Genomic DNA, 16389 nt, shown 5'->3' with positions numbered 1-16389 from the left:
TCTTGAAATAGTAATAAAATAATACCGGCATAGAATGTTCCACGGGAGTAACAAACATTAAAATTATACCACAGGTTTTGGCAGGAATCCCAAATTTTCTGGTTGGATCGGGGTAAATATTGAAATGCAGAAAAAATAAAAAAAGGAGGCAAATAATTGCCTCCTTTTCGGGTTTGGAATATCGGGCTTGGATTAAGCCATTTCCATTTTGGACGCGTAGCGCTTGCGCTCGTTCTCGTCCAGGTATATTTTCCGCATACGCATGCTGGTAGGCGTTACTTCAAGGTATTCGTCTTTCTGGATGTATTCCATGGATTCTTCCAGAGAGAAGTTGATTTTCGGTGCGATACGCAGGCCATCGTCCGTACCGGAAGCACGCATGTTGGTCAGTTTTTTCGCTTCCTGCAAGTTTACAACGATATCGTTCGGGCGGTTGTGCTCTCCGATAACCTGTCCACCATAAATTTCATCCCCCGGCTCCACAAAGAAACGTCCGCGGTCCTGCAATTTATCGATGGTGTAACCCGTGGCAGGTCCTGTATTTTTTGAGATGATAGAACCACTGATACGTCCCGGGATTGGTCCGCGGAATGTACCGAACTCTTTAAAGCGGTGCGTCATTACGGCCTCTCCTTGGGTGGAAGTCAACACGTTCGAACGAAGTCCGATCAAACCTCTTGAAGGAATGAGGAATTCAAGGTGCTGCAAATCTCCTTTCGGTTCCATGATCAGCAATTCGCCTTTACGTTGTGTCGCTAATTCGATCACCTTACCCGCAGTTGCTTCCGGAACGTCTACCACCAATGTCTCGATCGGTTCCAGACGCTCGCCGTTTTCATCTTCTTTGAAAAGAACCTGTGGCTGGCCTAATTGCAATTCGTAACCTTCGCGACGCATGGTTTCGATCAATACCGACAAGTGAAGGATACCACGTCCGAAAACAAGGAATTTATCTTCAGTATCCGTAGCCTCTACGCGAAGTGCAAGGTTCTTTTCAGTTTCTTTCATCAAACGGTCACGAAGGTGGCGTGATGTAACAAATTTGCCTTCCTTACCGAAGAATGGAGAGTTGTTGATCGTGAAAAGCATGTTCATAGTAGGCTCATCCACGGCAATACGAGCGATCGGCTCAGGATTTTCGAGATCAGCGATTGTATCACCAATTTCGAAATCTTCAATACCCGTTACTGCGCAAATATCACCTGCTGAAACTTCCGCCACTTTCACGCGGCCAAGTCCTTCAAATGTCTGAAGTTCTTTTACTTTCACTTTCTTAATCACACCGTCGGCTTTGCAAAGCGACAATGTAGACCCTTCTTTGATTGTTCCTCTTTTCACACGACCGATGGCGATACGGCCAACGAATGCGTTATAGTCGAGAGAAGTGATTTGCATTTGCAATGTACCTTCGTCGATCACCGGCGCAGGAATGGATTCGATGATCGTATCCAGCAAATAGGTAATGTTATCAGTTGGGTGCTGCCAATCCGGGCCCATCCATCCTTGTTTTGAAGAACCATAAACGGTAACGAAGTCCAATTGGTCTTCGGTAGCGCCCAGGTTGAACATCAAATCAAAAACGTTTTCCTGAACTTCTTCCGGGCGGCAGTTTTCTTTGTCTACTTTATTTACAACCACGATCGGTTTCAGCCCTAAATCGATGGCTTTGCCCAATACGAAACGGGTTTGCGGCATCGGGCCTTCAAATGCATCGACCAGCAACAATACGCCATCCGCCATTTTAAGTACGCGTTCCACTTCACCACCGAAGTCTGCGTGACCTGGTGTATCAATTACATTGATTTTCACATCTTTGTAACGCACCGATACGTTCTTGGAAACAATTGTAATCCCACGCTCACGTTCCAGATCGTTGTTGTCGAGGATCAGGTCGTCGAACTCCTGATTGTCGCGAAACAGCTTTGACGCGTGGATGATTTTGTCGACCAAAGTCGTTTTACCGTGGTCAACGTGCGCAATAATTGCGATGTTACGAATGGCTTGCATTGTTTTATAGATCAGTTGTTTACGGCGTTGCTACGAATTGGTAAAAACTACGCGCAATAGCCGTTTGGCTTTTGTCTGGATGTAATTTGGCCAAACAGGGTGCAAATGTACGCACTTTTCCTCTGAATAACAGTATTTTACAATTAAATAATTGTTATCCCGTGAAAAACAGCCTTTAAGCTAAAAGAAGTGCAAAAAGGAAAAGAAAATATTAAAAGGGTGCAATTTCCTTTTCAGACATGCGGTATAGGTTGTCAGGATCAAAATCGACGCCATTATCCCAGACCAGCGTTCCGTAGGAATCCAGCTTCACGGATTTGAAATAATCCGCATCGGACAATCGGCTAATCAGACCGTCATTTATCCTACGGTATTTCTCAATTATCGCTTTCAGGTTCACAGTCCTTACTTCGTCAGTGTTGAAAAGGCAGGTCACTGCGTAATCTTGTATAGTAACGATTTTTTTGATGTAGTAAAGCATGTCTATTGAAGTGGATCAATCTTGTTATAGCTTTTAAAATCCTTGCCCAGATTGATAAAGTTTTCCAATAACTCTTTTGGTGGATTAATGCCCATGCCTGAACCAGTTTTAGTTGTTTTGGAGAGAGATAGCCGTCCAGCAGCATTGGATTTTGAATGTCGATGATCGCCCGGTGTTCCTGAAACTCTGCATGAAAATGGGGGGGATTGTGGTCATCAAAGTACATTCTGATGATAATGCCGAAAAAGCGGCTGATTTCTGGCATTGTATAGTGTGCATGTTTTGTTATTCAAAGATAAGAAGAATTGGGGTAACCAGTCTATTTTGCATTCGCTTTCCCGTTTCGTTAATTTGTAAGGATTGAAATACCATTAAACCACATGATGAACAAGAACATACTGGCTGGGCTACTCCTCTCTATCAATACTTTGGCATTCGCACAGGAGCGCCTGCAGGATGATGCAGCCAAATATGCGGCGGGCATAACGCCGGCCGATCTCAAAAAGCACCTCGTGATTATCGCTTCCGACAGCCTGGAAGGCCGTGATACCGGTTCTCCGGGCCAGAAAAAGGCGGCGGAATACGTGTCGAAGTACTATAAGCAATATGGATTGCAGCCCATTGCGACCGATGCCGACGGCTCGAAAAGCTATTTGCAAAAATACAAGCTTTATAAACGCAGCTGGGGAGAGGTGTATGTAAAGTCACATGGCAAGAAGTATGAATTCAATAAAGACTTCTATCTAAACGGATTGCTGGATGTTCCTGAGGAGATCAGTACCGATCTCGTGTCGGTAGGTTATGGAATAGAAGACGGAAGTTATAGCGATTATGCCAGTATCAATGTAAAAGGCCAATCCGTGATAATATTCGATGGCGAACCCAAAGCTCCGGGTGGAAAATACCTGCTCAGCGGCAATTCGGAGAAAACCAAATGGAGCGGCCCGGTTTCATGGCAGGTAAAGGCTAAGCTGGCCAGGGAAAAAGGTGCTAAGTATGTCTTCATTATTACCGACAAAACCGGCGAGGACCTGGACAAGGAGATCCGTCAGCGTGCGGTAATGGCCCGGAGATTCAGTGCACCCACATTAAAACCGGTGCAGGAGAACCCTTTGGGAACTGCTGCGTTTGTGTTTTCAGCGAAGAGGGCGGCAGAAATGCTGGGAACTTCGGTGGCAGAACTTATGAAATTGAAATCCGAGATTGATAAGTCGGGTAAACCTGTCCTCGAAAACTTCGCGAACACGGTTTCCTTGAAAGTCGGCCGCGTGAGTGAAACGATCGATACCGAAAATGTGGCCGCATTCATGGAAGGTACCGACAAGAAGGATGAGGTGCTGGTTATCAGTGCGCATTTGGATCACATCGGTATTTCGGAGAATGGAGAAATTAATAATGGCGCGGACGACGACGGGTCGGGTACAGTGTCGTTGCTGGAATTGGCGGAAGCATTCAGCAAAGCTAAAGCCGAGGGTAAAGGACCTAGAAGAAGCATTCTTTTCCTGAATGTCACCGGTGAAGAAAAGGGACTCTTTGGTTCGGAATATTACGCTGAAAATCCGCTGCTGCCTCTTAAAAATACGATCGCCGACTTGAATATCGATATGATCGGTCGCGTGGACGAAGCGCATAAAAATGATCCAAGATACGTTTACCTGATCGGTTCCGACAAGCTTTCTTCAAAACTGCACGAGATAAGTGAGGAGGCCAATAAGAAATACGTCAACTTAAAGCTCGACTACACTTTTAATGATCCGAAAGATCCCAACCGCTTCTATTACCGTTCCGACCATTACAATTTTGCCAAAACGGGTGTTCCGGTAATTTTCTATTTTACAGGCGTTCATGAAGATTACCACCGTCCGGGAGATGATGTTGAGAAAATTCTCTTTGATAAGCAATCGGAGATCGTGAAGCTGGTATTCCATACCGCATGGGAATTGGTGAACCGCGACGAGCGCATTGTGGTGGATAGTCATAAGGAGTAGTTTTGGAGGAAAGGGAGGAAGGAGGAAAGGGAGGAAAGGTGGTTTTAAACTAATGACTGAAATATGAATCGGGTTTTGATGTTGCTGGTTTTTTGTGTGTTAAGCACAACCTCACGGGCGCAGGTGCCTGCGGAAAATTCGCTGCTTTGGGAAATCAGCGGTCGTGGGTTGGCAAAGCCTTCATATTTGTTTGGGACGATTCACCTTATTTGTCCAACCGATTTCTCGCTTAGTGATTCCTTGAAAAGCACCATGTCGCGCACGCAACAGGTGGCGTTGGAAATGGATATGGACGACCCGGGCATGATGGCCGGAATGATGAAAACGATGAACATGGCTGCCGGTAACGAGTTGAAAAAGCTCGTTACCGAGCAGGAATATCAGCGGCTGGACCGTTTTTTTAAAGACTCGGTGCACGTGGGTCTGGCCATGTTCGAGCGGGCGAAGCCGTTTGTGCTAATGGGCCCGCTGTTCAATACCGTGCTGGATTGCCAGCCGCAATCTTATGAAATGGCGCTGGTAGAACTGGCAGGCAAGCAAAAATCCGAAGTGATCGGTATCGAGACGCTCGAAGAACAAATGGCCATTTTCGATACAATTCCCTACAAAGATCAGGCGAAAATGCTCCTTAACCTGATCGACAGTCTGCCGTCGGCACGCAAGGAGTTTAAAAGCCTCATTGCATTATACAAAGCTCAAAACATCAACGAACTCTACGGAATGACGCTGAAAAGCGAATTCGGAATGGAGGGCAATGAAGAAGTAATGCTCTTTGCCCGCAACCAGAAGTGGATCCCGCGCATACGTAGGATCGCCAGTGCGAAACCGACCTTTTTCGCTGTTGGTGCAGCGCATTTGGGCGGGGAAAAAGGGGTTATTGCTTTATTGAGAAAGGAGGGGTTTACAGTGAGCGCGGTGAAGTGAAATAGATCCAAGGGAAGAATACAAAAATAGCACCTCAAAACGCCGAAATCCACCGCGTCAGCCACTCGGGGCTGAAAAACAGCATTAATAAGGCTACCAGAAATAATCCGGCGATGAGCTTGCCGGAAGCACTATTATTTGTGGTAACTGCCTCGGCTCTTACCGTTTTGAAAAACAACAAATAAGGCAACCGCATATAATAGGCAAGCGAAATGGCTGCATTCAGAATCCCGCCGACGAGCAGCCAGAGCATCCAGGTCAGTTCCTGGTCGTGATAGCTTTCCCAGAGGGCCGAAAATACCAGTAGCTTCGAGGTAAAGCCGCCGGTAGGAGGTAAACCAGCTAACGCAATCATTACTACCGTCAGAATTCCGGAAACCCACACGTAGTTGCGGCCGAGGCCTTCGTAGTCTTTGAGTTGGGTTTCTTGCCTTGGTTGTAAAAGATCTACGAGGAAGAATGCGGCGAGGTTGATGACGAGATAGGCAGTGGTGTAAAACACGGCAGCTTCGAAACCAAAACGGCTGTATGCGGCAATACCAACTAGCAGGTAGCCGGCTTGCGCAATAGAAGAATAAGCTAGTAAACGGCGTGCATTAGTTTGCCAAAGGGCCGCCACGTTCCCGATGGTCATGCTGATTAATGCGATTCCACCCAAAACAGGGAAATATTGGGCCGGTAAAATTCCGGCGAGGCGCATGAGTACCAGTATCACCGCCGCCTTGGGCGCCACGGACAGGAATGATACCAACGGTGTTGGCGCAGCTTCATAAACATCGGGCGTCCAGATGTGGAATGGTACGAGTGAAAGCTTGAAGAGCAGGCCGGCGAGCGTTAGTACAATGGTGACCGTTACCACGAGGTCGGTGTTGCTGCTGAGCGCGACGGTCATGGCGTCGTTGGTAATATCGAGCGTGCCGGTGAGGCCGTAAATCAATGAAATGCCATAGAGCATTACCGCCGAACTGGCCGTCCCAAAAAGCAGGTATTTAATACCGCCTTCTGCTGCTTTTTTGTATGGCGACAATGCGACGAGCAGGTACGAGCTGATCGAAATCAGTTCCAGCGAAAGGTAAATCGATAGCAGGTGTGTGGACATTGTCAGCAAATGCATGCCAGTCACAGCGGCTATCAACAATGCGTGGTATTCGGGCGGGAAATCGTATTTTAGAATGCGGACGTGCAATAATGTGAAGATCCAGGCCAGTGTGATCAGGATTTTGAAAAATACGGCCTGCCTGTCGAGGAACAGCAGCGGTTGAAATCTGAATGAAGGTTCAGCATTCCATTGGCCGATAACTAACAATAGGGTAATCAAACTGCCAAACAGCGCTACATTTAGCAAATAAGATATAGATTTTTCCTTGCCAAAGCGCTTGGCAAAAATCAGTTCAGTGAGCAGGAACAGACAAAAAAATACGGCCAGAAATATTTCAGGAATGATTCCGCCCAGGCTCTGGCGTATATGTATGAGCTGATCGTTGATGTTCAAGAGAGCAGGTACAATTTTTGTGCAAAAGTACGGAAACAATCCAGCCCTTCGGCTTTCAAACTTCGAACTTATCAAATTAACCAACTTAAATCATGAAATATCTGCTAAGAATTTTCTCGCTGGCATTCTGCATCATGAGCATTCAGGCATACGCGCAGGATTCGACGGGACTGGCGGGAACGCCTTATCAGGAGACGCAACCGGCAGCGGGGGGAAAGTCCCCTTATCTCTTGAAGGAGTGGTATTCGGGGACAGTGAGGACGAGCGACGATCGCGTTCATGACGGCGTCCAGCTCCGGTACGATTACGTGAAAGACGAGGTGGAATACAAAGCCGGTTCGAATGTCTACCGCGTTTCGAACGGTGTAACCGAATTTTCGATCCCAAGCGGCGTAGAGCTGTACACTTTCAAAAATGGTTATCCGGCAGTGGAAAATCAAACTGACAAGAGCTTCTACCGTTTGCTTTACGATGGGAACACCAAGCTTTTGAAAAAATACACGAACCCCATTAAGGTAGAAAAAGCCAGCGCCACTAGGGAAATGGACGCCGGCGCTAAGTTGTATTTGTTGAAAGATAATAAGATGAACCCGGTGCAGCTCAATAATCGAAACAGTTTTCTAAAACTGCTTACCGACGAGAAAAACAAGCTGAACTACGTGATCAAAGAACAACAGCTGGATTTTGCAGGTGAAGATGATCTGATCCGCCTTTTGGAAGAATACGATTCGTACAAGGCGGGTCGCGGGGGCAACTAACCTACTTTTCTACAATCCAGCGGTTCACGCTATTATATTTGCCTTCGAGCACGATCTTGAAAAAGCCGGATGGATATTTCGAAATGTCTATTTCGGCTTTTTCGTTGGTAACGTCCACTTCATCCATCAGGTAATAAAGGTCGCGGCCCCCTTTTTCGAAATGATTCGTCGTTGTGAGCCAAATCTTAACTTTTCCTTCCTTTTCAACGGCTTTCCATGAAATGTTGGCCTTCCCCGACGATTTTTGTATTACGGGCGCTGTTACCGAAAGTTTTCCCGTAAATGGAACCCCGTCGACTTCAAATGCCTGTTCTTTTGGAATATTGATATCCATATGCCGCGCTACGGTCGGGAAGATGTCGACAATGCCTGGTGTGGATTTAAAATTAGGGTTCAGCCCTTTCGCATTGGTGACGATCCAGGTGCCGCGCTCACGGTCGCTCTGGCCGCCGTGTCCCTGACCGGTTTTGCTATCGCGGCCGTGATCAGTGGTAACTACGATAAGCCAATCTTCATTGAAGCTTTTTTCGCGGTAGCTAATGGATTTCCAAATGCGGCCCATCTGAGCATCCATCATTTGAATGGCCTTATGAAACTGTTCGCTATCGCCGTACTTGTGACCCATATCGTCGGTATATTCGAGGTAAACCCACGACATGTCGGGGCCGTTGTCGTGAATGTAAGCAGCCGCTTCGTCCACAACTTTCTCATCGATTTTATGAATGTACTCGCTCTGCTTATCGTGTTTGAAGTGCACAGTATCGAGCTCGAATCCATCAAATGAATAATCGATTTGCAGTTGCTCAGTTTGCGGCAGATTGGTACCGACGAGCTTAGTCCGGTTGTCGAGCCAGGTCGAGAAAATGGCAGTCCGTTTTTGTGGATATTGTTCTTCAAGAAAGCGAAACAGCGTCCAGTAGTTATAATTAGGGTCTTTGATATCGTTATCCCAAACATTATGCTTATTGACCCATGTGCCCGTCAGAAGGCTGTTGTAGCCTACCGCGGAAATGGTCGGAGTTTGCGAGTAAGTGCCTTTGCCCCCGCCTACGTGTGCACGCGTGTAGCCGCCTACCTTCGCGATGGCGTCCAGATGTGGCGTCGCGATCTTTTCTTTGCTGTCGCTGGAAATGCCGTCCACGATTACAAAGACGACTTTTTTGGTTTTACCAGCCTGGGATAGTGCATCCGGGACCATGATTGTGGCTGACATCAGCCAAAGCAGAAAGGAAAAACGGGTTTTCATAAATTGAATGACTGTTTAATAAAAAATCCCTCAAATTAACGGCTATTCCGCCGAATTTGAGGGATTTTAAGACAAAGAAATTATTATTAAATTATAATTTCTTCGCTACTTTTTTATGGATTTACCGGCTGTTCAGTTGCGGTGTCGGTTTTCTTTTTTTTACCAAATGCGTAAACTATTCCAAAGTGGGTTTTGAGCACGCCGCTGTCGAATTTGTCCTTCACGTACGGGTTAAGTTCCAATGCGAGCATAATGCGGCGGTTCATCGGAAGCGGCGAAATGCGGACCCCTATATTCACGGAATAACCATCAATGGTGATCAAATCTGCGTCGGCATCGGCAATGCGATAAAGCGGGTTGAGCCTAAGGCCGCCTCCGATGTACCATTGCGCCACTTCGCCTCTTTTAAGGTTAATCATCGGCAGCAGATCGACGCTCAGGCTGCTGAACAGCGAATTCGTTTGCAGTCGTGTATCCAGCCAGATTGCCTTTTTTGCATTCGTGCTGACGGTCAGTAAGTTGCTCCATGGATAATAACCCACCGACGCTTGCGCCCGGAGTTTTTCCTGACCCAACAGGAGCATCAGCATCAGTACAAAAAGAACTCGTTTCATCGAGGAGTGTTTATCAGCGGCGCATTGCTTTGCCCAGCTTGCCTGCCGCCTGCATGGTATTCATTTTTTTCATCATTTTCCGCATTTCATCAAACTGTTTGATCAGGTTGTTGACTTGCAGAATGGAGGTGCCGCTACCGTTAGCAATGCGTTTTTTGCGGCTTCCGTCGATAATGTCGGGGTTTTCACGCTCCTTTTTGGTCATCGACTGGATGATTGCCTCAATAGGTTTGAACGACTCGTTGTCGATATCAAGGTTTTTAATGGCTGAGCCCATTCCAGGGATCATTCCGATGAGGTCTTTCACATTACCCATCTTTTTGATCTGCTGCAACTGGCCGAGGAAGTCGTCAAAATCGAATTTGTTCTGACGCATTTTGGCGTTGATGCGTTTCGCCTCGTCTTCGTCGAATGCCTGTTGGGCACGCTCAACGAGGGAGATCACGTCACCCATGCCGAGGATCCGGCTCGCCATACGATCGGGGTAGAAGGAATCGAGTGCCTCCATTTTTTCCCCGGTACTGATGTATTTGATTGGTTTTTCGACGATCTGGCGGATCGAAAGCGCCGCACCACCGCGGGCATCACCGTCCAGTTTCGTTAGTACAACACCGTCGAAATCGAGTCTTTCATTGAAGGTCTTGGCCGTATTCACCGCATCCTGACCAGTCATAGAGTCGACCACGAAGAGGATTTCAGAAGGTTTTACAGAAGATTTAATGTCTTCCACCTCTTGCATCATCACCTCATCCACTGCCAAACGGCCCGCCGTATCGACGATTACGATCTTTTTGCCCGTCTTTCTTGCGTGAGCAACCGCATTCTGCGCAATATTGACGGCGTTTTTGTTCTCCGGTTCCGAATACACTTCGACGCCGATCTGCTCGCCGAGCACTTTCAGCTGGTCGATCGCCGCGGGACGGTACACGTCGCAGGCGGTAAGAAGCACCTGGCGGCCTTGTTTTTTGAGTAATGCGGCCAGTTTACCCGAGAAAGTCGTTTTACCGGAACCCTGCAAACCGGCGATCAGGATTACTGCCGGGTCTCCTTTGATATTGATCCCTTCGGCATTCCCGCCCATCAGCTCGGTCAGCTCCTCCTGCACGATTTTGACGAACATCTGGCCTGGTTCAACAGAAATCAGGATTTTTCGGTCGAGGGCCTTTTCACGGATGCGGTCGGTAATTTCTTTGGCTACCTTGAAGTTAACATCGGCGTCGACCAATGCTTTACGGACTTCCTTGGTAGTAGCGGCAACATTTATATCGGATATCCTGTCCTTTCCTTTTAGTGTGCGAAAGGCGTTATTAAGCTTGTCCTGTAAGTTTTCAAACATGGAATAATATCTATGGATCTGAACCTGAATTTGAAATAAAACACAAAGGTATAAATAAAATGAGGAGTACAGGAAAGTTACCTCCTGTACTCCTCAATATTCGCTGGTTCGAAGGTTCTGCTTTGCTAGTTCGAGTTCCTGCTTCGGACTTGTTATTGCTTCAATGCAACGCTCACTTCGGCGGGTTTCGGTGCCTGAATACCGTCTTGCGCGAACTGGCGGCTGATGCCTTCGTGCACATTATAATAGGTGTCCCAATACGTCGCGCTCGGTGTCCACACGCGTACGTCGAAGAAAATGGCATTCTCGGTAAGCTTGGTGACCAGAATATCGTGCGGCACGTCCTTCAATGCAGTCGGGCACGCGTCCACTACCTTTTGTACCGAAGCTCTGATCTTGTCCACACCATTCTGGCTTCCTGCGGCAAATACCATATCGACGCGGATCTTGCCTTTTCCCGAAATATTGGTGATCGGCGATGTGGATAGTGCACCGTTTGGGAGGATAATAGTCCTGTTATCAGGCGTTACCAGGACTGTGTTGAAGATCTGCACTCCTTCGACCGTCCCCGTGAAGCCTTGTGCGTTGATCAAATCGCCTACGCGGTAAGGCTTGAAAATGAGGATCAATACCCCGCCGGCAAAATTGGCCAGGCTACCCTGTAATGCCAAACCGACCGCCAAACCAGCTGCACCCAATACCGCTACGAATGAGGATGTTTCGATGCCCACGATGCCTGCGATACTCAGCAGCAGCATTACATTCAGCAGGACGATGATCAGCGAGCTCAGGAATGGCTGCACGTCACGGTCGACCTTGCGTTTTTCCATCACATTGGTGAGCATCGAACTGATTTTGCCTACAATGAAACGGCCGATGATAAAAGCCAGGAGTGCGAGCAGGATCTTGCCGCCATAGAGTGTTGCCAGCGTCCAGATCTGCGCTTTGATAATGTCAAAATTCATGCGTGTAGAGGTTTTGTTGATAGATGTGAATGGCGTGAAAGCGTAAACATTAAATATCTTCCGGTTGCAAAGTGATTTATTCCCCGCACATTAGCAAAGGGAAAATATTAAATATTCAAGTAGAAATAAATCCGATTAAGGTAGAATAAAAATGACAAAGGGTGAGCGATGGCTGTTTACCATCTGCTCACCCTTCGGTGTATACTTTGCATTTCGCTTATTTCTTGAACTTCGCAGCTATCCAGCGGAACATTTTCTTCTCCTTTTCCCAGAAAAACGAGAACTGGCCCAACAGAAAACCGTACAGCAACAACAAGCTCTGATAAGTAGGGAAAATAAAGAGAATGTAGGTAATGGTTTTGAGCCACATTGGCGTGGTGTCGTCGTATCCGAGCAGATAAAATAGCCCTTTCCGGAGCCATACTACGGACGAACCCGACAAACTGAAAACCGCGAGCACCAATAAAACCTGCCTGGTTGTTTCCAATCCCCATTTTTCCTGCATTTTGCCCAACCAGGGCTGTGCATTCTTTTCTCCGCTTTGCATATGTGTTACTGTATTGACTGCGACTGAATTTCCTGCAAAGAAACAACGCGAATCGCAGAAATCCTTGGTTTTAATGAAGGTTTAATAGCTGAGTTCCTGAAAGGCGACCTATTTATTTGATCTTCAAAAATACCAGTAACCCCAGCACACTCACGATCAAAACACTCGCTGCCGCGGCGGTCATAACCCCGTCTCGTGCGTTCTTGCCCAGGAAATCCAGTCCACTGTATTTGTGCAGGAATGCAAAGCTGAATCCCTCGCGCCGGTTGCGGTCTTCTACCTTTGTGGAAAGGCGGCTGGTTGTTGTTTCGATGTAATACGTCGTATGATCGGGCGTGTCGTACGCGAGTTTGACGACCGGGAGCCTTTTGTTCACGAAACCATATTCCCCTGCGAAACTCGTTACGAGTGAAGCTTTCTCGACTTCCGCATCCGAAATAGGCGACGAAATCTGTGCTTCCATCAGGTCGCAGCAGCTTTCGGCATTGCGCTCTTCTTGCGCTGCGAACTTGCGCGCGAGGTATTTCGCGAAACGGATATTGCCGTCTTCCAGTTTTTTGCCGTCGCGGATGTTGGTATAATCCACCACCGTTTTGTCGGTTTCCCAGTCTTTCCGCGCGGTTTGCCAGAAAATATTCTCGCCCCATTTGATCAGTCCGATGTTGTTGACGCCTTTAAGATCGATCACCGACGCCTGGGCGATTTCTTCGGTTTTGATCACGGGGTCGTAAACATATTTCTGACGTTGGTCGGGATCGAGCTTTTGCACGGCATGATAGGCTCCTGAGAATGCAAATGTGAATGTGAAAAGGCTGCACCAGATGCCGATCGAACGATGGTACTTACGCAGAATCCCGCGCTGGTTGCCCGAACGGCCGGTTTTAAACTTTTTCCACATTAATCCGTACACTGCTACCCCGGCGACCGCCGAAAGGATAATGAGGCTCAGGAACGTCACCATTACCGCAATGCGGATCGTATTGTTGGTGATGATATCCATAAAACCCCAATTATGGAAGGTGCCGAATACCCAGATGAATGCTTTGCGCCCCTTGTCATTGAAGGTAGCAAAGCGGCTCTGGCCCGTTTCAACATAAATATCCATCTTCCGGTCGTCGTCGAAGCTGATTTTCCATACTGGCAAAAAGCGGTTCACATACTTGTACTGATCGGTGAATCCGGTCAGTAATGTGCTGGAAATGATCTTCGATTTGGGCTCGCCGAGCATGTTGCGCGCCATATGTTCGGCATATTTCCGGTCGCCATCGGGCAATTCGGCCCCTGTTGTGGTATTGAAATACCTTAATTTATCATCAACACCTTTTACCTGATACCAGGCATTTTCCTCAAATTTGATCAGCCTGAAATTCTTGAATTCCGTGATCTTATTCTGGATTAAAACCTGTCCTAGTTGCAAAGTCACGTCCGCCGGCGCAACTGGCTCGGCTTTGTAAAATTCGTGTGCAATGGTCGTTTTGAACCAATGCGACATGAATGGGTGCATGACACCCGATGCGGTCCAGAAAATGGTGGGAATAATGGCCAGCAGTCCTAACATGCGGTGCCAGCGGTAAATGTTCCTGCGGATCGCCTTTTCGGCTTTTGCCTTAAACGATTCTTTCGGTTGAATAGTAATTTCCTCGATCATAATCCGCTATTTTTTGCCGGTGAAGGTGTACTGCGCGCCAAAAACGAGTGTCCTCGGTGCGGCAGCGTTGTACGTTGTTCGGTCGGTGGCGCTGTTGCCGCGCGTTGCATTGGTGGCATAGAGCACGTCGGTAAGGTTGAGGACGTTCGTAAACAGCTCGATGCCCTTCCAGTTGTACCCCACCCTCATGTTCAGGACGTCGTAACCTTCGTATCTGACGGTGTTGACCTGGTTTTGATAGTAGGAAGCCACATGTTGCCATTCCACCGACGACCGGAAATTCTTAAACCATTTTGGATAATAACTGAACTCGGTATTCCAGAGCCAGCGTGGCGAGGACGGCATATCTTTGCCATTTACATTCTTGACTGCATCGGACGCGCGGTTGCTCAAAATGAATTCCTCGTACCTGTGAATGGTCGTAGTCCCGCCGAAACGGAAGAAGAATTCCTTCGTCGGTTTGTAGGTCACGCCAAATTCCACGCCGCGGTGCAGCGTCTTTCCTGCCGATTGGTAATCGTAGGAATTATCCGGCAGCCGCACATTCAGTAGTTCATTGCGGCCATTCATCTGGTAGAATGCGAGGTCGATATAGATCTTGTTGGCCAGCAATGAGGCCCAACCGCCGATTTCCGCATTGTTGAATTCCGCCGGTTTCAGGTTGTAGTAAAACAGATCACCGTTTTCGGCCGGTACCGTGCGTTTGCGGAATACCGACGTCAGTCCCGGAGGTGAGAATCCCCTCGAATAGTTGGCATAAATTCCCTTCCCTTTTCCCAAATCATAGGTAGCCCCGATTTTCGGCGTAACCTTGCTGTACGATTTTCCACCCGAAGTGCTGTCGAGGAAGTTGGTGTAGTTGAAGGACATACGATCATAACGCAGGCCCGCGGACACGCGGAGTTTTGGCAACAGTTCGAAATCATATTGTGTGTAAGCAGCCATATTCTTGATGTCCGCGTCGTAATCCGCATTTTTAATATCCGGACGCTCCTTGACGATGGTATATTTCTCCATCGACTTCTTATCAGCTCGCAACCGGGCAGCCAGATCGACCTGGTAGGACCAGTAGTTTGATGGCGAGAAGTCGAAAACAGCACCTGTGATCAATTTAGAATTAAGAAAACTGAATCGCTGGCTGTGCTGGGCGAGTATGCCGAGGCTCTTGAAATTGCTCGAATTGATTTCGCCCTTCGCGGTCGTCTGGCCGGACGTCCAGCGAATGCCGTAGTTTGGATTTTGTCCGTGCTCATTCTTTCTTGCAAAAGCGGTTACGAATGTCTGTGAGCCATTTTTCCAGTCTTTTTCAAGCGTAAGCCGGCTGCGCAGCGAGTTCACTTTGCGGTAGGTAAAGTCAGTGGTGCTCACATATTGGCGGGAGTAAAATGCAAGGCTATCTACACTGCCGCTGGTTTGCGAATCGTATTTGCTGTAAGCGAGGGTATAAATCAGGCGGGTCGACGGCGTGAAGTGATATTCCAGCCGTGCATTGATCGCATTTTTGTCATAGTCCGAGCTCTTCATCCAGGCATCGCGCTGGCGGGCAACGAACCCGCCCACGTAAATGCCGAACTTCCCGATCATGCCGCCCGCACCATACTGAATGCGTTTGTAGCCCCACTGATCTGCCTGGACGCCGATTTTGGCTGTCGGCAATATGGTAGGGCGCTGCGTGATAAAGTTGATCGCGCCGCCCACTGCTTCGGGGCCGTAAATGGAAGAAACCGGACCTTTTACCACTTCCACAGCGCTGATCGCAAACTGGTTGAATTCCAGAATGGAGTTGTGGTTGAAGACACCCATCGGCCGGATCGGTACGCCGTCTTCCATGTAAAGGAAATAGGCATTGGTCGTAAACGGCTGGCGGATCGCCATCGAATGTTGCTCGTTGCCGAGGTTCACCATCATCACCCCCGGTACCTTGTTCACAATCTCGTACATGGCCGTCGGCTTGGCCTCATCGATCATCCGGGGAGTGAGTTTAGAGATGGCGATCGGGCTTTCGGTGCGCAATGTAGCCTCTCGGTTGCCGGTAACGACTACCGATTGCAGGTTTTCCGTAGCGGCATCCAACCCGATCTTAATATTTTTGCCATTTTCGATCTTCACTTCTTTGGCAGAAAATCCTATGCTGGAAATGCGGAGTACCACCTCGGAAGCGGGGCTATTGAATGCGAAATGGCCGTTATTGTCGGTTGTGGTACCAAGATTGGCAGAAACGATCTGGACGGTCGCGCCCGGAATGGGCTCTTTGGTTTGGGTATCGAAAACACTGCCCTCGATGCCCTGTGCCGCCGCCGCGTGCGCACATACATACAGGAAGAATGCCTGTAAAATTACTTTCAGGTCCATTATAATGCTTTAAGAGATTAAAATTCAGTTA

14 protein-coding genes are annotated in these 16389 nt (G+C 48.0%); 3 read left to right on the top strand and 11 right to left on the bottom strand.

From position 1 onward, the window contains the following. Positions 1-192: 192 nt before the first annotated feature. The 3 genes from typA to IEY24_RS27125 form a co-directional block, all read right to left on the bottom strand. Complete coding sequence (gene typA / locus IEY24_RS27135) at positions 193-2007, bottom strand: translational GTPase TypA (protein WP_188938451.1); 1815 nt, start codon at positions 2005-2007, stop codon at positions 193-195. A 211-nt stretch (positions 2008-2218) separates the two neighbouring features. Next, on the bottom strand, positions 2219-2443 hold the full coding sequence (locus IEY24_RS27130) for a DUF2442 domain-containing protein (protein WP_188938450.1): 225 nt from the start codon (positions 2441-2443) through the stop codon (positions 2219-2221). Next, positions 2421-2753 carry a DUF4160 domain-containing protein gene (locus tag IEY24_RS27125; RefSeq protein WP_188938449.1) on the bottom strand — a complete coding sequence of 111 codons (333 nt, stop codon included), beginning with the start codon at positions 2751-2753 and terminating at the stop codon, positions 2421-2423. Before IEY24_RS27125 ends, IEY24_RS27130 begins: the two co-directional genes overlap by 23 nt. Before the next feature lie 115 nt (positions 2754-2868). On the opposite strand from IEY24_RS27125, the gene IEY24_RS27120 reads away from it, so the two are divergent. Further along, positions 2869-4476: a M28 family peptidase gene (locus IEY24_RS27120; RefSeq protein WP_188938448.1), complete on the top strand. Its 1608-nt coding sequence runs from the start codon at positions 2869-2871 to the stop codon at positions 4474-4476. 63 nt (positions 4477-4539) lie between these two features. Beyond that, positions 4540-5400, top strand: coding sequence for a TraB/GumN family protein (locus tag IEY24_RS27115; RefSeq protein WP_229223251.1), 861 nt, complete (start codon positions 4540-4542; stop codon positions 5398-5400). A gap of 34 nt (positions 5401-5434) precedes the next feature. Here the strand turns inward: IEY24_RS27115 and IEY24_RS27110 are convergent, their stop codons facing one another. Continuing rightward, entirely contained in the window at positions 5435-6892 is a 1458-nt protein-coding gene (locus IEY24_RS27110; protein ID WP_188938447.1) for an NADH-quinone oxidoreductase subunit N, read from the bottom strand. 92 nt (positions 6893-6984) lie between these two features. Between IEY24_RS27110 and IEY24_RS27105 the strand changes: the two genes are divergently transcribed. After that, positions 6985-7650, top strand: a complete 666-nt coding sequence (locus IEY24_RS27105) for a hypothetical protein (protein ID WP_188938446.1) — start codon at positions 6985-6987, stop codon at positions 7648-7650. A 1-nt stretch (position 7651) separates the two neighbouring features. Here IEY24_RS27105 and IEY24_RS27100 read toward each other — a convergent pair whose 3' ends face one another. The 7 genes from IEY24_RS27100 to IEY24_RS27070 all read right to left on the bottom strand — a co-directional run bounded on the left by IEY24_RS27100 (position 7652) and on the right by IEY24_RS27070 (position 16358). Further along, on the bottom strand, positions 7652-8896 hold the full coding sequence (locus IEY24_RS27100; RefSeq protein ID WP_188938445.1) for an alkaline phosphatase family protein: 1245 nt from the start codon (positions 8894-8896) through the stop codon (positions 7652-7654). A 113-nt stretch (positions 8897-9009) separates the two neighbouring features. Beyond that, the gene (locus IEY24_RS27095; RefSeq protein ID WP_229223249.1) at positions 9010-9510 is read right to left on the bottom strand and encodes a hypothetical protein; all 501 of its coding nucleotides are present in this window, start codon (positions 9508-9510) and stop codon (positions 9010-9012) included. A gap of 13 nt (positions 9511-9523) precedes the next feature. Then, complete coding sequence (ffh, locus tag IEY24_RS27090) at positions 9524-10846, bottom strand: signal recognition particle protein (protein WP_188938444.1); 1323 nt, start codon at positions 10844-10846, stop codon at positions 9524-9526. Between the two features lie 152 nt (positions 10847-10998). After that, positions 10999-11811, bottom strand: a complete 813-nt coding sequence (locus IEY24_RS27085) for a mechanosensitive ion channel family protein (protein WP_188938443.1) — start codon at positions 11809-11811, stop codon at positions 10999-11001. A gap of 217 nt (positions 11812-12028) precedes the next feature. Then, positions 12029-12358, bottom strand: a complete 330-nt coding sequence (locus tag IEY24_RS27080) for a DUF6787 family protein (RefSeq protein WP_019944969.1) — start codon at positions 12356-12358, stop codon at positions 12029-12031. Positions 12359-12470: 112 nt separating this feature from the next. Beyond that, positions 12471-14006: a PepSY-associated TM helix domain-containing protein gene (locus IEY24_RS27075; RefSeq protein WP_188938442.1), complete on the bottom strand. Its 1536-nt coding sequence runs from the start codon at positions 14004-14006 to the stop codon at positions 12471-12473. A gap of 6 nt (positions 14007-14012) precedes the next feature. Continuing rightward, entirely contained in the window at positions 14013-16358 is a 2346-nt protein-coding gene (locus IEY24_RS27070) for a TonB-dependent receptor (protein WP_188938441.1), read from the bottom strand. Positions 16359-16389: the final 31 nt, after the last annotated feature.

Source organism: Dyadobacter endophyticus, from assembly GCF_014641595.1.
Taxonomy (GTDB): Bacteria; Bacteroidota; Bacteroidia; order Cytophagales; family Spirosomataceae; genus Dyadobacter; species Dyadobacter endophyticus.
Note: the sequence above shows the minus strand (reverse complement) of the source record. Positions and strands in the feature narration are given on the sequence as shown.